We start from the raw sequence: 18,026 nt of genomic DNA, 5'->3' as shown, positions 1-18,026 counted from the left end.
AAGGGAGAGACGTCCATGGACACCCAGATGCTGATCGGGTCGAAATTCGAGAACGGCGCCGAGACCGAGGAGCCGATCCTCAATCCGAAGACCGGGGCGACCATTCTCAACCTGCCCGAGGCCAGCCAGGCGCAGATCGAGGCGGCGGTGGCGGCCGCCGAACAAGCGTTGGTCCTGTGGTCGCGCACCACGCCGGCGCAGCGCTCTGGTTATCTCCTCAAGATCGCCGACCGCATCGAGGCCGAGGCCAAGGACTTCGCCGCTCTCGAGGCGCTGAACTGCGGCAAGCCGATCAATTCCGTGCTCAATGACGAGATTCCGGCCATCGTCGACTGCTACCGCTTCTTCGCCGGCGCGGTCCGTACGATGCCGGGCGTCGTCGCAGGCGAATATCTGCCCGGCCACACCTCGATGGTGCGACGCGACCCGATCGGCATCGTCGCCTCGATCGCGCCCTGGAACTACCCGCTGATGATGATGGCCTGGAAGCTGGCGCCGGCGATCGGCGGCGGCAACACCGTCGTCTTCAAGCCGTCGGAGCAGACGCCGCTGACGACGCTGAAGCTGGCCAGGATCCTGGCCGAAATCCTCCCCGAAGGCGTGGTCAATGTCGTGCTCGGCCGTGGCGACAGCGTCGGCAACGCGCTGATCAACCATCCCAAGGTCAACATGATCTCGATCACCGGCGACGTCGCCACCGGCAAGAAGGTTCTGCAGGCCGCCGCCAAATCGGTCAAGCGCACGCATCTCGAACTCGGCGGCAAGGCCCCGGTCATCGTCTTCGACGACGCCGACCTTGGCGCGGTGGTCAACGGCCTGCGCGCCTTCGGCTACTACAATGCCGGCCAGGACTGCACCGCCGCCTGCCGCATCTATGCCGGCAAGAAGGTCTACGACAAGCTCGTCGCCGACCTCTCTTCCGCCGTCTCGACCATCAGGTACAACCGTGCCGACGACACCGAAAACGAGATCGGGCCGCTGATCTCGCGCCGCCAGCGCGACCGCGTGTCGAGCTTCGTCGAACGCGCCTCCGAGCTGAAGCACATCGAGATCACCACCGGCGGCAAGCCGGGCGAGGGCACCGGCTTCTACTATCAGCCGACCGTCGTCGCCGGCGCCTTGCAGGAGGACGAAATCGTGCGTCGCGAAGTGTTCGGCCCGGTCGTCTCGGTCACCCGTTTCACGGAAGTCGACGAGGCGGTCAACTGGGCCAATGACAGCGACTACGGCCTGGCGTCATCGGTTTGGACCAAGGACGTCTCGCGCGCCATGGCGACGGCGGCCCGCCTGCAATATGGCTGCACATGGATCAACACCCATTTCATGCTGACCAACGAGATGCCGCATGGCGGGTTGAAGCAGTCCGGCTACGGCAAGGACATGTCGCTCTATGCACTGGAAGACTATACCGCCGTGCGGCACGTGATGGTGGCGCACGCATAGCGCAGTTTCCCTTCTCTCCCTGCGGGAGAAGGTGGATCGGCGGGTAGCGCCGAGACGGATGAGGGTGTTCCAGCTTGGCGCCAAGTCACCCCTCAGTCGGCTTTCCCGCCGAAATGGGAATGGCAATTAGGGGCCATACCACCTCTCCCACAAGGGGAAGAGGTAGCGGTGCTACTCGACGATGCGATAGATGTTCCACAGGCTGGTGCCTGACACGACATAGGGCTCCATTTCCTTGCCCCATTTGGCGTGTGCGTCGATCTTGCTGATCTTGGCGAACATCGCCTCCAACTGGGCCAGGCTTTCGACCTGATGGTGCGACTCGACCGTCGCTTCGCGAGCGCCGATCGATCCGGTCATGATCTGGAACTTCAGCTCGGCGAGGCCGACCTGCGAGCCGATCTCGCGTTCCCATTTCTTCAACAGGTCGAGCACGGTCTGTTTATGCCCGAACTTCGCGTCGATCTGCCATCTAGCGCTGAACATGCTGGTTCCTCCCAAGGTTGAGTTGGCGGCTGTTTGCCTATTCGTCCCAGGCCTGCACGACGGTCTGCCTTGCGATTTGCCCGTTCTTCAGCTCCAGCATCGCGGCGGCGAACACCTTTGTGCCGTCGGGATAGGCGCAGGCCTGGGTGAAGGCCAGGCTGTTGCCGTCGGCGATCGTGGTGTCGACCTTGTGGGTCATCGCCCGGCTGCAGATGTCGTCCCAGAAGGTGGTGATCGCCGCTCGCCCGCGGATCTCGCGCGGCTTGCTCGGTGGGTTGTTGCGGTCGATCACCCGCACCAACGCGTCGTCGGCATAGAAGCCAGACAGCATCTTGCCATCGCGGCTCTCGATCGCCTTCTTGATCGCCGCGCCATCCACGACTTGAGTCTTGGTCAGCATCTTATCCTCCATATGCCCGTCTTCACGCGGGCGGTTGATATTCAGTAGGGGCTGCCCGGCGCTCACCGCCAGGCAGGGGTTCTCACTGCGACTTCGCCTTGACGGCCGCGAAGACGTCGTCGGTCTGCTTCTTGAAAGTGGCGAGATCGACCTGGCTGCCATTGAGCATCGTCGACCAATGGCGCACGATCGCCGCCATCGCGATCGTCTCCTTGATCTCCTCGTCGCTCGCGCCGTTGAGCTTGGCAGCCTCGGTATGGAAATAAATGCAGTACTGGCAGGGTATCTGCGAGGCCACCGCAAGGCCCATCAGTTCCTTGGTCTTGCCATCGAGCGCGGTCTTGGGGTTGAGCTGCACGCCCTTGATCTCGGCCCAGGCGCCGGCGACCGCCACGTCAGGCAGTGTCTTGAACATGTCCGGCACCGAGCCGAGCGTCGCCTGGATGTCCTTGTAGGCGGCTGTCGCCGATGCATCCTCGGCCTTTGCGGGAGTGATCGTGAACAGCGCGCCAATGCCTGCCGCGATCACAAATGATCTGACGTTCAGTTTTGACTCGAGCATTTCATCCTCCGTTCGCAGTGCCTTCCCGGCGATATCCGCCTGGCCTGCATGGGGGAATTGATAGCGCTTGGATCGGCGTGCCCGCTTCGCCCGAAAGCGCCATGGCTGTCATGGCCCGTCCGGGCCAGCGTGCCTGGCGGAGAATGCCGCCGCCGCCGCCCGCGATGGCAGGTCGAGCTTGAGCAGAATGTTGGCGACGTGACGCTTGACCGTGTGCTCGCTCAGCCTGAGCTCGCCAGCGATCGCCGCATTGCTTTTGCCATCGGCGATCAGGTTCACCACCTCGCTTTCCCGTGCCGTCAACACGGCGGGTTCAGCCGGCTTGGATTTCGAGCGGCAGGCCGGTTCCAGATGCTGCTCCGACGTCGCATGCATCACCGGCAATGGCTCGTCGAGTTCGCCGAGGCTGACACGGCCGGCGTCGACGAAATGCAGGCCGGATCCCACCGCCAGGTCGGCAACCAGCCGGGAGGCCAGAATCTCGCCACGCCCGGCATGGTTCGCCAATTGCATGGTCACGCGTGCCGTCAGTCCGACCGGCGGGCCGCGCGCTTCGATCTCGCCGACATGGACCCCTTGCGCGCTCGCCACGCCGATCTGCTGCGCCGCCTCGCGCAACGCCGCCGCGCAGCGTATGGCGCGCGCCGGCCCGTCGAAGCGCGAAATCATCAATTCACCATGCGTACCCGTCGCGCGTCCGCCATGACGCCCGACCAGCAGCCGCCAGCTCTCCTGAAAGCGCTGACTGCGCTCGTGCCACATGCGATCGCCAAGCTTGGCCGTGTCGTAGATGCGCGTCACCAGCAATGCGGCAAGCACGCGCTCGGTGTCGGCCACCGCCGGCTGGCCGGTCAGAAATTCCTCGATCAGGTCGGCGACGCGGTCGACGTCGCCGGTCCAGATCGGATGGTCGCGCCCGGCGATCTCGACCAGCCGCGCATTCGGGATATTCTTTGCCAGGAAGCGGCTGGCTTCGGGATCGACGCGAACATCGTTGCGGCGATGGATCAGCAGTGTCGGCGCGTTGATCGCGCCGAGGATGTCCCGCACGTCGATCCCGGCATTCATGCGGGCAAGTGCTGCCGCTGCGGTCGGGCTTGCCGACAAGCGCTCGAAGCGCGCCCACCACCGGGTGAAATGCGGGTCGTCGACCCGGCCCGGCGCGAAGCTGGGCAAGGTGGCACCCGTGCCCCATGACGTTTCCGTCGTCTCGATGAAGGCGCCGAGGCGTTCGGGCGACATCACCCATTTGTGGAAATGCGCATAGCCGCCATAGAGCGCCAGCGCCCGCGTCCGTTCCGGATAGGTGGCGGCGAACAGCATCGCCATTGGTGCGCCTTCCGAGGCGCCAAGTAGCGCCGCGCGGCCGCTGCCGGTTGCGTCCATCACCGCGCGCACATCGTCCATGCGGGTTTCGAGGCTAGGCAAATGATGGACATCGACACGGTCGGAAAGACCGGTGCCGCGCTTGTCGAACAGGATCAGCCGCGAGAATGCCGAAAGCCGCCTCAGGAGCCTTGTATAGCCCTCGTCTTCCCAATGCAGGTCGAGATTGGAAATGAAGCCCGGAACGAAGACAAGATCAATCGAGCCCTGGCCGACCACCTGATAGGCGATCCGCGCCTCGCCACTGAGGGCATATCGGGTCTCGATCGGCCTCACGAGTTTCTTCCGCCCGGCCTGACGATTTCTGATCGGCAACCATAGCAGAGCCGCGTCGGTAGCGGCAGCTCAAACTTTAGTGGAAATGAATATAAGCTCGCGCAGCCGGCTTGCGGCTACTTTTGCGACGCGGCGGCGTCGGCCGGGAAGGGTTTGAGCCCGAGCTTGAGATCGGCCTCGGCTGGCGTGATCGGCCGCTTGATCCTGGCCGATGCCGCCACGACGAGTTCGTCGAAGCCTTCGCCGCTGTCCAGCAGTTCGAAGAACTGCCGCCGCATCCTCGGTTCCCAGAATTTGTTGATGTGCTCGGCGACGCCGGCAACACCTTCCTCGCGCGACTTGGAATGGAAGAAGGCCGCGATCTGGTTGGCCATCCGCACCAGCTTTTCACTGGTGCTCGTGATGTGGTCTTCGTCATGCGACATGCTGGGCAACTCCCAAAACCACCCGATCGGGGTGGGTGAAAACATCGAAATCCTCGCCGCGCACCAGCGCCACCAGCGTCATGCCGGCCTCATCGGCCGTGCGGATGGCAAGCGCGGTCGGCGCCGAGACGGCGATGATGAAGGCCGAGCCGACCGCCGCCGTCTTCTGCACCATTTCGACCGACACGCGCGACGTCACCACAACGGCGCCCGAGGCGCCGTCGATGCCGGCTTTGGCCAACGCGCCTGCGAGCTTGTCCAGCGCATTGTGGCGGCCGACATCCTCGCGCGCCATGACGACGCCCTTGCCAGGAATATAGAAGCCGGCGGCATGTACGGCTCCGGTTTCCTGATGCAGCGGCTGCACCTTCGACAAAAGCTTGACGGAGCGGACGATGTCGTCGGCATCAAGCGTAAGTTTTGACGCACCAACGGCGTCGACGGACCGCATCGCTTCCTCGATGGACTCAATGCCGCACAGCCCGCAGCCAACCGGCCCGGCAAGCCTGCGCCGCCGCGCCTCGAAGCGTGTATTGGCCTGATCCTTCAGCCGGATCTGGATATCGATGCCGGCGCCATGATCCTCGACTTCGATCGCCTCGATCTCTTGCGGGTCGGTAATGATGCCTTCCGTCAGCGAGAAGCCGAGCGCGAAATCCTCGAAGTCGGCAGGGCTCGCCATCATCACCGCATGCGTGGTTCCGGCAAAGGAAAACGCCACCGGCGTCTCCTCCGGCACCATGCGGTTGGCAACAGTCGTACTGCTGGCGCGGTGCGCCAGGCGCGATATCTCGGTCGTGGCTTTGCGGCGCGCGGCCACGGCTACTCCGCCGCCTGCAGCGAGGCGATGCGGCGGCTGTTCCTGGCCTGCTCGTCATACTCGCGTTGCCAATCCGACGGGCCGTTCGAGGCGCCGACCTGCACCGCCGTCACCTTGTACTCCGGACAGTTGGTCGCCCAGTCCGAGAAGTCGGTGGTGATGACGTTGGCCTGCGTGTCCGGATGGTGGAAGGTGGTGTAGACCACGCCAGGCGACACCCGGTCCGTGATCAGCGCCCGCAGCGTCGTCTCGCCGGAGCGGCTGGTCAGCCGCACCCAGTCGCCATCGCGCAGGCCGCGGTTCTCGGCATCGTGCGGATGGATCTCCAGCCGGTCTTCCGAGTGCCACATGACGTTGTCGGTGCGCCGCGTCTGCGCGCCGACATTGTACTGGCTGAGGATGCGGCCAGTGGTCAAAAGCAGCGGGAAGCGCGGCCCGGTCCTCTCGTCCGTCGCCACATATTCGGTGCGGATGAACTTGCCCTTGCCGCGCACGAAGCCGTCTATGTGCATGATCGGCGTTCCGAGCGGGGCCTTCTCGTTGCACGGCCATTGCACCGATCCGACCCGGTCGAGCAGCTCGAAGGAGACATTGGCGAAGCTCGGCGTCGTCTGGGCGATCTCGTCCATGATCTGCGAGGGATGCGTGTAGTTCCAGTCGAGCCCGATCGCGCGGGCAAGCTCCTGCGTCGCCTCCCAGTCGGCATAGCGCGCCTTCGGTTCCAGCACCTTGCGCACCATGTTGATGCGCCGCTCGGCATTGGTGAAGGTGCCGTCCTTTTCCAGGAAGGTCGAGCCCGGCAGGAAGACATGCGCGTAATTCGCCGTCTCGTTGAGGAAGAGATCGTGCACGACCACGCACTCCATGGCCGCGAGACCGCCCGCGACATGCTTGGTGTCGGGATCGGACTGCAAGATGTCCTCGCCCTGGATGTAGATGCCCTTGAAGGAGCCGTCGACGGCGGCGTCCAGCATGTTGGGAATGCGCAGGCCGGGTTCGTCGTCCAGCTTCACGCCCCAAAGGCTTTCATAGATATCGCGCACGGCTTCGCCGGAGATGTGGCGATAGCCGGGCAGTTCGTGCGGGAAGGAGCCCATGTCGCACGAGCCCTGCACATTGTTCTGGCCACGCAGCGGATTCACGCCGACGCCCGGGCGGCCGATATTGCCGGTGGCCATGGCGAGGTTGGCGATCGCCATCACCGTGGTCGAGCCCTGGCTGTGCTCGGTGACGCCGAGGCCGTAATAGATCGCGCCATTGCCGCCCTTGGCGTAGAGCCGCGCGGCACCCCGGATCAGTTCCGGGTCGACTCCGGAAAGCTTGCCGACGATTTCAGGGCTGTTCTCCGGCAAGGCGACGAAGGAGGCCCAGTCCTGGAACTCCGTCCAGTCGCAGCGTTCGCGGATGAAGGCTTCGTCGAAAAGCCCTTCGGTAACGATGACATGCGCCAGTGACGTCAGCACCGCCACGTTGGTGCCGGGCTTCAGCGGCAGGTGATAGTCGGCCTCGATATGCGCCGACTTGACCATCTCGGTGCGGCGCGGATCGAGCACGATCAGCTTGGCGCCCTGGCGCAGCCGCTTCTTGAGACGCGAGGCGAACACCGGATGGGCGGAAACCGGATTGGCGCCGATGATGACGGCGACGTCGGTGAATTCGACCGAGTCGAAATCCTGCGTGCCGGCCGAGGTGCCGTAGGTCTGGCCGAGCCCGTAGCCGGTCGGCGAATGGCAGACGCGGGCGCAGGTGTCGACATTGTTGTTGCGGAAACCCTGCCGCACCAGCTTCTGCACGAGATAGGTCTCCTCGTTCGTGCAGCGCGAGGAGGTGATGCCGCCGATCGAGGTGCGGCCGTATTGATACTGGATCCGGCGGAATTCCTTGGCGGTGTGGGCGATCGCCTCTTCCCAGCTCACTTCGCGCCACGGATCGGAGATCTTCTCGCGGATCATCGGCGACAGGATGCGGTCCTTGTGGGTGGCGTAGCCATAGGCGAAGCGGCCCTTGACGCAGCTGTGGCCATGGTTCGCCTTGCCGTCCTTGTAGGGCATCATGCGGATGACTTCGTCGTCCTTCACCTCGGCCTTGAACGAGCAGCCGACGCCGCAATAGGCGCAGGTGGTAACGGCCGAGCGTTCCGGCATGCCCTTCTCGAGCACCGTCTTCTCGCGCAGCGCGTCGGTCGGGCAGGCCTGCACGCAGGCTCCGCATGACACGCATTCGGAAGCGATGAAATCCTCATGCATGCCGGCGACCATGCGCGATTCGAAACCGCGGCCCTCGATGGTCAGCGCGAAGGTGCCCTGCACCTCTTCGCACGCCCGCACGCAACGCGAACAGACGATGCACTGCGCCGGATCATAGGTGAAATAAGGATTGGATTCATCGCGAGCGATGTAGTCGACCGCCAGCGAGCCATGGCCGGGCGCCACGCCGTCTTCCTGCTTGACGTGGTTGCGGCCCTCGATGCCGTAGCGGTTCTCGGTCAGACCGACCGACTTAGCCACCGTGTCGAATTCGCTGGCGCCGGTGCCGGCCTTCTCGTTCCAGCCGGTCGGATGGTCGGAGACGTAAAGCTCCATGACGCCGCGGCGGATGGCGTCTAGCCGGTCGGACTGCGTGCGCACCACCATGCCTTCGCCGACCGGCGTCGTGCAGGACGCCGGCGTGCCGCCGCGCCCTTCGATCTCGACCAGGCAGACACGGCACGAGCCGAATGAGTCCAGCATGTCGGTGGCACAGAGCTTCGGGATCTCGACGCCGCCTTCCATAGCGGCGCGCATGATCGAGGTGCCTTCCGGCACCGTGATGCTGCGGCCGTCGACGCTCAGCGTGACCTGCTTTTGCGCCCGCGATTCCGGGGTTCCGTAGTCGATCTCTTCGACGAGCGATGGGAAGTCGGCCTTGATGTTCATCTGCCAGCTCCTACTCAGCAGCCACGCGCGCCGGCGCGGGCTTGAAATCTTCGGGGAAATGCGTGATCGAACTCATCACCGGGTAAGGCGTGAAGCCGCCCAGCGCGCACAGCGAACCGAACTTCATCGTGTTGCAGAGGTCGGTGACCAAAGCGAGATTCTTTTCCGGCTCGATCCCGGCGGCAAGCCTGTCAATGGTCTCGATGCCGCGCGTCGAGCCGATGCGGCAGGGCGTGCACTTGCCGCAGCTTTCGATGGCGCAGAACTCCATCGCGAAGCGCGCCTGCTTCAGCATGTCGGCCGTGTCGTCGAACACGGTGATGCCGGCATGGCCGATCAGCCCGTCGCGCTTGGCGAATTCCTCGTAGTCGAACGGCGTGTCGAACAGGGCGCGCGGGAAATAAGCGCCGAGCGGGCCGCCGACCTGTACTGCCTTCACCGGACGGCCAGTGGCCGTGCCGCCGCCGATGTCATCGACGATCTCGCCGAGCGTAAGGCCGAAGGCGGTCTCGAACAGGCCGCCATTCCTGACATTGCCGGCGATCTGGATCGGGATGGTGCCGCGCGAGCGGCCCATGCCGAAATCCTTGTAGAAGGCCGCGCCCTTGTCCATGATGATCGGCACCGAGGCCAGGCTAATGACGTTGTTGATCACCGTCGGCTTGCCGAACAGGCCTTGGATGGCCGGCAGCGGCGGCTTGGCGCGCACCACGCCGCGCTTGCCTTCGAGGCTGTTCAACAGCGAGGTTTCCTCGCCGCAGACATAGGCGCCGGCGCCGACGCGGATTTCCATGTCGAAGGCGTTGGGCGAACCCAGTACGTTGACGCCGAGCACGCCGGCCTTGCGGGCGATTTCGACGGCCTTGTTCATTGTCGCCACCGCATGCGGATATTCCGAGCGGATATAGACGAAGCCCTTGGTCGCTCCGGTGGCGATGCCGGCGATCGTCATGCCCTCGATCAGCACGAAGGGGTCACCCTCCATGATCATGCGGTCGGCGAAAGTCGCGCTGTCGCCCTCATCGGCGTTGCAGACGATGTATTTGCGCTCGGATGTCGTATCCAGCACCGTCTTCCACTTGATGCCGGTCGGGAAGCCGGCGCCGCCACGGCCACGCAGGCCTGAGTCGGTAACCTGCTTGACAATGTCGGCCGGCGCCATGGCCACGGCGTTCTGCAAACCCTTGAGCCCACCAAGCGATTTGTAGGCGTCGAGCGACAGCGGATCGTTGATGCCGCAGCGGGCAAAGGTCAGCCGGGTCTGCTTGGCCAGGAACGGGATCTTGTCGGGCGCGCCGAGCCAGCGCTTGTGGTGGCCACCGGTGAGGAAGCCGCTGTCGAACAGGCTCCTGACGTCGGAAGGCTTGACCGGTCCGTAGGCGACGCGGCCGTTGGCGGTCGCCACTTCGACCATCGGCTCGAGGAAATAAGCGCCGCGCGAGCCGTTGCGGACGATCTTGGCCTCGATGCCACGCTCGGCGAGTTCCGCGCGAACAGCCATGGCGACCTTCTCGGCGCCGAGCGCCAACGCGCCGGAATCGCCGGGAATGTAGATGCGGGGGATCATGAGCGCACCTCGGCAAGGATCTCGTCGATCTTCTCGTCATCGAGCCGCCCGATCACCTCGCCGTCGAGCATCGCCGACGGCGAACAGGCGCAAAGCCCGAGGCAATAGACCGGCTCGAGTGTAACCGATCCGTCGCTTGTGGTCTCGTGGAAACCGATGCCCAGCAACTGTTTGATCTTGGCGGCGACGGAATCCGAGCCCATCGACTGGCAGGCTTCCGCCTGGCACAGCTTGAGGACATGCCGCCCGGCCGGCCGGGCACGGAAATCATGGTAGAAGGTGACGACGCCGTGCACCTCGGCCCTGGAGAGATTGAGCCCATCGGCGATAACAGGCAGGGCCGCCTGCGGCACATGGCCGAATTCTTCCTGGATCTCGTGCAGGATCGGCAGCAATGGGCCTTCGAGGCCCTTCATGTCTTCGATAATCGCCGCCGTGCGCGATGCGATCTCGGTACTTGCAGGCTGCATCGTCATGCAGCGCCCTCCCTGGTCGGTGCGCTCTAGCGCTAAGTCGTTACAAAAACAGAGGAAACCAGCGAAATCAATAAAGCTGATCCGTCGCTTGATAGAAATCTTCTATCAAGCACGCTCAGCCGCCATTCTCTACCCTAGTGATGGGCGCGGAAATCGTCTGCCAGCGCCATTGCCTCGTCCAGCAGCGCCTGCACCAGCGGCGTGTGCGGCTCACGCGGCGCGGCCACCAGGCCGACTGTGTGGCTGGCGTCGGGCTCGACGATCGGAATGGCCCGGATCGGCTCTGAAAAGCCGAATGTTTCCGCAAGGTTGAGCGGCATGACCGACGACCATTTGCCGGTGTGGATGTGCGAGAACAGCACGATCATCGAGTTGGATTCAAGCGTCGGCCGTACCTCCACGCCGGCCTCGGCCAGATGCTGGTCGATGATGCGGCGGTTCTGCATGTCCGGCGTCAGCAGGCACAGCGGCAACCGGCTGATCTCGGCCCATGTCACTTTGTCGCGGTCAAAATAGGGGTTTCCAACCGCTGTGATCAATTGATAGCGCTCGTCATACAGCGGCACGCTGGTTACCCGCCCGAGCGGCTCGTTGTCGAGATAGGTGATTCCGGCATCGATGTCGAAATTGCCGAGCAGCGACAAGACTTCGATCGAGGTGCGCGACAGCACCGAAAAGGTGACGCCCGGGTGCTTTTCGCGAAACGGCGTCGTCAGCCGCGCCACCATGGCGAGTGCGGTCGGGATGGCGGCAATGCGGATGCGTCCGGAAAGGCCGTGGCGCGCCGCGCGCATCTCCTCGCGCATGCTCCTTGAATCACCGACGATGCGGCGCGCCCAGACCAGCACCTGCTTGCCTTCCGGCGTCAGCCCCTGGAACCGCGACCCGCGATTGACCAGCATGACGCCGAGTTGCCCCTCCAATTGCTTGATACCGGCCGACAAGGTCGGCTGGGTGACCCCACAGGCCTCAGCCGCCCGGCCGAAATGCTCTTCCTTGGCCAATGCGATGAAGAATTCGAGTTTGTCGATCATGCCATCCTTCCGGTCGTCATGCGCAGGCTCGGGGAAATTCGCCTTTGCCGCAAGCGCCATGCGTAATCGTTCCGCATCCACATCTTTCAGCCGGCTTACTGTTTCCTGCGGCGTCGTGCGGCGCTATGTCAATGAAACGGTCGTGAACCGGGCGCGATGGGAGACTGACATGCTGGGCTGGTTCCGCAAGCTGCTGCCGCGCGAAGATCGTTTCTTCGAGCTGTTCGAGCGGCATTCCCGCACGGTGGTCGGCGGCGCGGAAGCGCTGCAGCAACTGCTTCAGGGCAAGGACATCGATCGCTGGTGCCAGAAGATCGTCGATCTCGAGGACGAGGCCGATCATATCACCGCGGAGGTCCTGCTTGCCGTGCGGCGCTCTTTCATAACGCCTTTCGATCGCGGCGACATCAAGGATCTGATCCAGTCGATGGATGACGCCATCGACATGATGCACAAGACCGTCAAGACGGTGAGGCTGTTCGAGAAGCGGGAGTTCGATCCGCTGATGCAGGAAATGGGCGCCGTCATCGTCGCCGCCGCCCGGCTGGTCGCCGAAGCAATCCCGTTGCTTGCCAAGGTCGGCGCCAACAGCGCACGCCTCAACGCTATTGCCGAGGAGGTGATGCGCGCCGAAGGCCGGGCCGACGATTTGCATGAGCAGGGCCTGAAGGATCTGTTCAGGCGCCATGGCCGCGATGACGCGATGGCCTATCTGATCGGCAGCGAGATCTATGGCCAGCTGGAGAAGGTGGTCGACCGTTTCGAGGACGTTGCCAACGAGATCAGCGGCATCGTCATCGAGAACGTCTAGGAGATGGATGCCGCGATCGCCTTTCCCCTGCTGGCCGGCCTCGTCGCCGTCGCGCTGTTCTTCGATTTTCTCAATGGCCTGCACGATGCGGCCAATTCCATCGCCACCATCGTCTCCACACGCGTGCTCAGGCCGCACTACGCTGTGCTGTGGGCGGCCTTCTTCAACTTCATCGCCTTCATCTTCTTCGGCCTTCATGTCGCCGAGACTGTCGGGAAAGGCATCGTCGACGTCAGCATCGTCACGCCGGCGGTGATCTTCTCGGCCCTCGTCGGCGCCATCGTCTGGAACATCGTCACCTGGATCGCCGGCATTCCCTCGAGCAGTTCGCACGCCCTGATCGGAGGGCTGGTCGGTGCCGGCGTTGCGAAGGGGGGCATCGGCGCCATCGTCTGGTCGGGACTTGGCAAGACGGTCGCCGCGATCGTTCTCTCGCCGGCGACTGGTTTTGTCCTGGCGCTCCTCCTGGTCCTGGTGGTTTCGTGGCTGTTTGTGCGCCAGACGCCGTTCGCCGTCGACAGTACCTTTCGCGTCCTGCAGTTCTTTTCCGCCTCGCTCTATTCGCTCGGCCATGGCGGCAACGATGCTCAGAAGACCATGGGCATCATCGCCGTGCTGCTCTATTCGCAAGGCATGCTCGGCGAGAAATTCTACGTGCCGCTCTGGGTCGTCCTGACCTGCCAGTCGGCGCTGGCGCTTGGCACCCTATTGGGCGGCTGGCGGATCGTCCACACAATGGGTTCGAAGATTACCCGGCTCAATCCGATGCAGGGCTTTTGCGCTGAAACCGGCGGTGCCATAACGCTGTTCGCCGCCACCTGGCTCGGCGTTCCCGTATCGACCACGCATACGATTACCGGCGCCATCATCGGCGTCGGCGCCGCCCGCCGTGTCTCGGCGGTGCGCTGGGGCATCGCCGGCAACATCGTCATTGCCTGGATCGTCACCTTGCCGGCGACGGCGGCGATTTCGGCTTTTACTTATTTCGTCACAAGCCTGGCAGGCTGACGCGGAGCGCCGAAGCCTATTTGTCGACGAGGTTCAGGATGTTGCCGTCCGGGTCCTTGAACCAGGCGACCTTCATGTCCTGGCCGACATGGATGTCGCCCTTGATCGTCAGGCCGGGCATTTCGTAATGCTCGAAGACAACGCCTTTCGATTTCAATGATTTGACGACAGTCTCGATCCGATCGCCCACCGTCCACGTCACCGCCGTCGCCTTGTTGGTACCTGCGAATTGGGAATGGTAGACATTGATGAGCGTGTCGCCGCTTTTGTAGACGACAAGCTCGCCGCCCATGTCGTCGACCTGCTTGAGGCCCAGCGTGCCTTCATAGAAGGCCTTTGCCTTTGCCAGGTCCCTGACGGCCAGATTGGCCGTTGCGTTGCTGTTTTCGAGCATGACCGTCTCCTTCCTGGATTGTCGTGTCCTCGCTCAGGCAAACGAAATAGGGCACGCGGCCCGTTTGGCCATCGGCAATCGGCCGGAAGCGTCATCCGGGAAGAAACCGACAGCATCGGTCGTTTTCCGTGGCACGCCGGGCAAGCCTTTGCGTCACGGCTTGGTTCTCGCTGGAAACTGCACTATCTGGATTGCCAAACGCCGAGGAAAGATCATGTCCGTCACCAAGGAAATCGTCATCGAGCGCCTGAAGACGGTCAACGGGCCGGACTTCACAGGCAACATCGTCGATCTCGGCATGGTTTCCGAGATTTTCATCGCCGATTCGAAAGTCTTCTTCTCGATCACCGTTCCCGCCGCCAGGGCGCAGGAAATGGAACCGCTGCGTGCCGCCGCGGAGCGCGTGGTCAAGGCAATTCCAGGGGTTGCCGGCGCCGTGGTGGCGCTGACTGCAGAGAAAAAAGGCGGCGGCATGGAGGCGCCGGTGCCAGCGCGCCCCGCGGCCCGACCGGCACCACCCGCCGCTCCGCGCCCCGCGCCGCATGCTCCCGCGTCGCACAGTTCGGGCAAGCGCGGCGTGCCCGGTATCGAGGCGATCATCGCGGTTGCTTCCGGCAAAGGGGGCGTCGGCAAATCGACCACCGCAGTCAATCTGGCGCTTGGCCTTGCCGCCAACGGCTTGCGGGTCGGCGTGCTCGATGCCGACATCTACGGCCCGTCCATGCCGAAGCTGCTCAACATTCATGGCCGGCCGCAGACTGTTGACGGCAAGATCCTGAAGCCGATGGAGAATTACGGCCTCAAGGTGATGTCGATGGGCTTCCTCGTCGATGAGGAGACGCCGATGATCTGGCGCGGGCCGATGGTGATGTCGGCGCTGACGCAGATGCTGCGCGAGGTCGAATGGGGCCGGCTCGACGTGCTTGTCGTCGACATGCCGCCTGGAACCGGCGACGCGCAGCTGACCATGGCGCAGCAGGTGCCGCTGGCCGGAGCCGTCATCGTCTCGACGCCGCAGGACCTGGCGCTGATCGATGCCCGCAAGGGGCTGAACATGTTCAGGAAGGTCGACGTACCGCTGCTCGGCATCGTAGAGAACATGAGCTATTTCATCGCGCCCGATACCGGCAAGCGGTATGACATTTTCGGCCATGGCGGCGCGCGCCGCGAGGCCGAACGCCTCGGCGTCACCTTCCTCGGCGAGGTGCCGCTGGAAATGGGCATCCGCGAAAGCTCGGATGCCGGGGCGCCAGTGGTTGTCTCGAAGCCCGATGGCGCCGAAGCGAAAACCTATCGCGACATCGCCGCCAAGGTCTGGGACAGGGTCAATGAAGAACGCGGCGCGGCCGAAGCGGCGGTGCCGAGCATCGTCTTCGAGTGACCTCTTTTTGGTTTTGACGCAAATCCCAAGGGAAAGCCCTACGCGCTTTTTCCGGGAAAACCGTTTCACACTTTTCCTGGCATTGCTCTGGCGGGAGGGTCAGCCGCCGACCTTCTCGCCAAAACTCGAAAAGAACTGCCCGGCCAGTTTCTTCGACGTCGATTCGATCAGCCGGCTGCCGAGCTGGGCAATCTTGCCGCCGACATCGGCCTTGGCCGTGTATTTGAGCACCGTGGCATCCGGCCCATCCTCGTTCAGCGTCACGTCGGCGCCGCCCTTGGCGAAGCCGGCAATGCCGCCCTTGCCTTCGCCCTGGATGGTGTAGGAATGCGGCGGCTTGAGATTTTTCAGCGTCACTTCGCCGTTGAAGGTCGCCTTGATAGGCCCGATCTTCAGCACCACCGTCGCGGCCATCTCGGTCGGCGACTTCATGTCGAGGCTCTGGCAGCCGGGAATGGTCGCCTTCAAAACCTCGGGATCGTTCAGCGCTTCCCAGACTTTTTGCAGGGGTGCGGCAATGCGTTCCTCGCCTTCGATCACCAAAGCCATCAAGAACCTCCCGGAAACAATGGTTCGAAGCCCTAGCGCAGAGGCGCTGTTGTGTCTATCGCACCAAAGTGCGGGTTGGGAACGCGCGTGCCCCTTGCTTGCATTGACGCGTTGTCATATCGATTTGTCATACAAATACGGAGACCGTGATGGCCGGCGCCCCCACCAAGAAGAAAAAATTCCGCTCGCAGGAGTGGTTCGACAACCCCGACAACCCCGGCATGACGGCGCTCTATCTCGAGCGCTACCTGAATTATGGGCTGACGCGTGCCGAACTGATGTCGGGCAAGCCGCTGATCGGCATCGCCCAGACCGGCTCGGATCTGTCGCCGTGCAACCGCCACCATATCGAGCTCGCCAAGCGCGTGCGCGAAGGCATTGTCTCGATGGGCGGCATTCCCTTTGAATTCCCGTGCCATCCGATCCAGGAGACCGGCAAGCGCCCGACCGCGGCCCTTGACCGCAACCTTGCCTATCTCAGCCTCGTCGAGGTGCTCTACGGCTACCCGCTCGACGGCGTCGTGCTGACCATCGGTTGCGACAAGACGACGCCGGCGCTGCTGATGGCAGCGGCCACCGTCAACATCCCGGCCATCGCGCTGTCGGTCGGTCCTATGCTCAACGGCTGGCACAAGGGCAAGCGCACCGGCTCCGGCACCATCGTCTGGGAATCGCGCCAGCGCCTGTCGGCCGGCGAGATCGACTATGATGAGTTCATGGATATCGTTGCCTCCTCGGCGCCCTCGACCGGCTACTGCAACACGATGGGCACCGCCACCACGATGAATTCGCTGGCCGAGGCGCTCGGCATGCAATTGCCGGGTTCAGCCGCTATTCCCGCCCCCTATCGCGAGCGCGGCCAGATTTCCTATGAGACGGGAAAACGCATTGTCGAGATGGTGCATGAGGATTTGAAGCCGTCCGACATCATGACGAGAGAGGCTTTCGAGAACGCCATTGTCGTCAATTCGGCCATTGGCGGCTCGACCAACGCGCCTATCCATCTCAACGCCATCGCCCGCCACCTCGGCGTCAAGCTCGACAATGACGACTGGCAGACGGTCGGCCTCAATGTGCCGCTGCTGGTTAATTTGCAGCCGACGGGCGAATATCTGGGCGAGGATTACCATCATGCCGGCGGCGTGCCGGCGGTTATCGCCGAACTGATGAAGGGCGGGCTGTTGCCGCACCCCGGCGCGCGCACGGTCAACGGCAAGTCGATCGGTGAGAATAGCGAGGGCGTCGCCAACGAAAACACCGACGTCATCCGCAGCGTCGACAAGCCGCTGAAGGTCAATGCCGGCTTCATCAACCTCAGCGGCAATCTGTTCGATTCGGCGATCATGAAGACCAGCGGCATCTCGCCAGAATTCCGCGAGCGCTACCTCTCCAATCCGAAGGACCCGGAAGCCTTCGAAGGCAACGCCATGGTCTTTGACGGGCCGGAGGATTACCACGCCCGCATCGACGATCCGGCGCAAGGCATCGACGAGCACACGATCCTGTTCATGCGCGGCGCCGGCCCGGTCGGCTATCCCGGCGGTGCCGAGGTCGTCAACATGCAGCCGCCGGCATACCTCATCAAGAAGGGCATTCATGCGCTGGCCTGTATCGGCGACGGCCGGCAGTCGGGCACGTCGGGCTCGCCGTCGATCCTCAACGCTTCGCCGGAAGCCGCCATTGGCGGCGGACTGGCGCTGCTCAAGACAGGCGACCGCGTCCGCATCGACCTGAACAAGGGCACCGCCAACATTCTGGTCAGCGACGAAGAGATCGCCAAGCGCCGCGCGGCGCTGCAGGGCAATGGCGGCTACCACTATCCGCAGCACCAGACGCCATGGCAGGAAATCCAGCGCGGCATGGTCGACCAGTTCGACGAGGGCATGGTGCTGAAGCCGGCGGTGAAATACCAGGATGTCGCTCACACCAGGGGCGTGCCCAGGGACAACCACTGAGCACATCGCGGTGCTCATGCGGCGGCTTGATCTCAGGTCAAGCCGTCGCTGATGGCTTGAGGTTGGATTGTCTTAGCCCCTCACTGGAAAATGGCTGATGATTGCTTGCCGGATGCCGTGCTGAGACCGGATATCGAT

The 18,026-nt window shown here is 63.6% G+C and carries 17 protein-coding genes; 5 read left to right on the top strand and 12 right to left on the bottom strand.

Features of this window, described 5'->3' with window-relative positions:
- Positions 1-15 precede the first annotated feature (15 nt).
- Positions 16-1,443 (top strand): gamma-aminobutyraldehyde dehydrogenase, encoded by a 1,428-nt coding sequence (locus tag FJV80_RS31795; RefSeq protein WP_142878280.1) that lies wholly within the window; start codon positions 16-18, stop codon positions 1,441-1,443.
- A gap of 171 nt (positions 1,444-1,614) precedes the next feature.
- Here FJV80_RS31795 and FJV80_RS31790 read toward each other — a convergent pair whose 3' ends face one another.
- The 10 genes from FJV80_RS31790 to FJV80_RS31745 form a co-directional block, all read right to left on the bottom strand.
- Complete coding sequence (locus tag FJV80_RS31790; protein ID WP_010913185.1) at positions 1,615-1,929, bottom strand: hypothetical protein; 315 nt, start codon at positions 1,927-1,929, stop codon at positions 1,615-1,617.
- A 37-nt stretch (positions 1,930-1,966) separates the two neighbouring features.
- Positions 1,967-2,329, bottom strand: coding sequence for a nuclear transport factor 2 family protein (locus FJV80_RS31785; protein ID WP_095771951.1), 363 nt, complete (start codon positions 2,327-2,329; stop codon positions 1,967-1,969).
- 82 nt (positions 2,330-2,411) lie between these two features.
- On the bottom strand, positions 2,412-2,891 hold the full coding sequence (locus FJV80_RS31780) for a carboxymuconolactone decarboxylase family protein (RefSeq protein WP_142878279.1): 480 nt from the start codon (positions 2,889-2,891) through the stop codon (positions 2,412-2,414).
- A 108-nt stretch (positions 2,892-2,999) separates the two neighbouring features.
- Positions 3,000-4,553 carry an alpha/beta fold hydrolase gene (locus FJV80_RS31775; protein ID WP_142878278.1) on the bottom strand — a complete coding sequence of 518 codons (1,554 nt, stop codon included), beginning with the start codon at positions 4,551-4,553 and terminating at the stop codon, positions 3,000-3,002.
- A gap of 116 nt (positions 4,554-4,669) precedes the next feature.
- A complete protein-coding gene (locus FJV80_RS31770; protein ID WP_095787208.1) occupies positions 4,670-4,978 on the bottom strand; it encodes a formate dehydrogenase subunit delta in 309 nt (102 codons plus the stop codon).
- Entirely contained in the window at positions 4,968-5,798 is an 831-nt protein-coding gene (gene fdhD / locus FJV80_RS31765) for a formate dehydrogenase accessory sulfurtransferase FdhD (protein WP_142878277.1), read from the bottom strand. The genes FJV80_RS31770 and fdhD overlap by 11 nt, the downstream gene beginning before the upstream one ends.
- A 2-nt stretch (positions 5,799-5,800) precedes the next feature.
- A complete protein-coding gene (fdhF, locus tag FJV80_RS31760; protein ID WP_142878276.1) occupies positions 5,801-8,713 on the bottom strand; it encodes a formate dehydrogenase subunit alpha in 2,913 nt (970 codons plus the stop codon).
- Between the two features lie 10 nt (positions 8,714-8,723).
- Positions 8,724-10,280, bottom strand: coding sequence for an NADH-quinone oxidoreductase subunit NuoF (locus FJV80_RS31755; protein ID WP_095771731.1), 1,557 nt, complete (start codon positions 10,278-10,280; stop codon positions 8,724-8,726).
- Positions 10,277-10,756, bottom strand: coding sequence for a formate dehydrogenase subunit gamma (locus FJV80_RS31750; RefSeq protein WP_095791960.1), 480 nt, complete (start codon positions 10,754-10,756; stop codon positions 10,277-10,279). The genes FJV80_RS31755 and FJV80_RS31750 overlap by 4 nt, the downstream gene beginning before the upstream one ends.
- Before the next feature lie 134 nt (positions 10,757-10,890).
- The gene (locus FJV80_RS31745) at positions 10,891-11,790 is read right to left on the bottom strand and encodes a LysR family transcriptional regulator (RefSeq protein WP_095771952.1); all 900 of its coding nucleotides are present in this window, start codon (positions 11,788-11,790) and stop codon (positions 10,891-10,893) included.
- Between the two features lie 169 nt (positions 11,791-11,959).
- Between FJV80_RS31745 and FJV80_RS31740 the strand changes: the two genes are divergently transcribed.
- Together FJV80_RS31740 and FJV80_RS31735 are read left to right on the top strand one after the other, a co-directional pair.
- Positions 11,960-12,601 carry a DUF47 domain-containing protein gene (locus tag FJV80_RS31740; RefSeq protein WP_095771953.1) on the top strand — a complete coding sequence of 214 codons (642 nt, stop codon included), beginning with the start codon at positions 11,960-11,962 and terminating at the stop codon, positions 12,599-12,601.
- 3 nt (positions 12,602-12,604) lie between these two features.
- On the top strand, positions 12,605-13,609 hold the full coding sequence (locus tag FJV80_RS31735; protein ID WP_142878275.1) for an inorganic phosphate transporter: 1,005 nt from the start codon (positions 12,605-12,607) through the stop codon (positions 13,607-13,609).
- 16 nt (positions 13,610-13,625) lie between these two features.
- Here FJV80_RS31735 and FJV80_RS31730 read toward each other — a convergent pair whose 3' ends face one another.
- Positions 13,626-14,003, bottom strand: coding sequence for a VOC family protein (locus FJV80_RS31730; RefSeq protein ID WP_095771734.1), 378 nt, complete (start codon positions 14,001-14,003; stop codon positions 13,626-13,628).
- A 211-nt stretch (positions 14,004-14,214) separates the two neighbouring features.
- Here FJV80_RS31730 and FJV80_RS31725 point away from each other — a divergent pair, with 211 nt between their 5' ends.
- The gene (locus tag FJV80_RS31725) at positions 14,215-15,384 is read left to right on the top strand and encodes an Mrp/NBP35 family ATP-binding protein (protein WP_246689098.1); all 1,170 of its coding nucleotides are present in this window, start codon (positions 14,215-14,217) and stop codon (positions 15,382-15,384) included.
- A gap of 99 nt (positions 15,385-15,483) precedes the next feature.
- Here FJV80_RS31725 and FJV80_RS31720 read toward each other — a convergent pair whose 3' ends face one another.
- Positions 15,484-15,933, bottom strand: a complete 450-nt coding sequence (locus FJV80_RS31720) for a carbon monoxide dehydrogenase subunit G (protein WP_095771735.1) — start codon at positions 15,931-15,933, stop codon at positions 15,484-15,486.
- Positions 15,934-16,082: 149 nt separating this feature from the next.
- Between FJV80_RS31720 and FJV80_RS31715 the strand changes: the two genes are divergently transcribed.
- Positions 16,083-17,888 (top strand): IlvD/Edd family dehydratase, encoded by a 1,806-nt coding sequence (locus tag FJV80_RS31715; RefSeq protein ID WP_142878273.1) that lies wholly within the window; start codon positions 16,083-16,085, stop codon positions 17,886-17,888.
- Positions 17,889-18,026: the final 138 nt, after the last annotated feature.

Origin of the sequence: Mesorhizobium sp. WSM4310, assembly GCF_007003935.1 — a bacterium.
Taxonomy (GTDB): domain Bacteria; phylum Pseudomonadota; class Alphaproteobacteria; order Rhizobiales; family Rhizobiaceae; genus Mesorhizobium.
The sequence above is the reverse complement of the archived record's forward strand: the minus strand, read 5'-3'. Positions and strand labels throughout refer to the sequence as shown.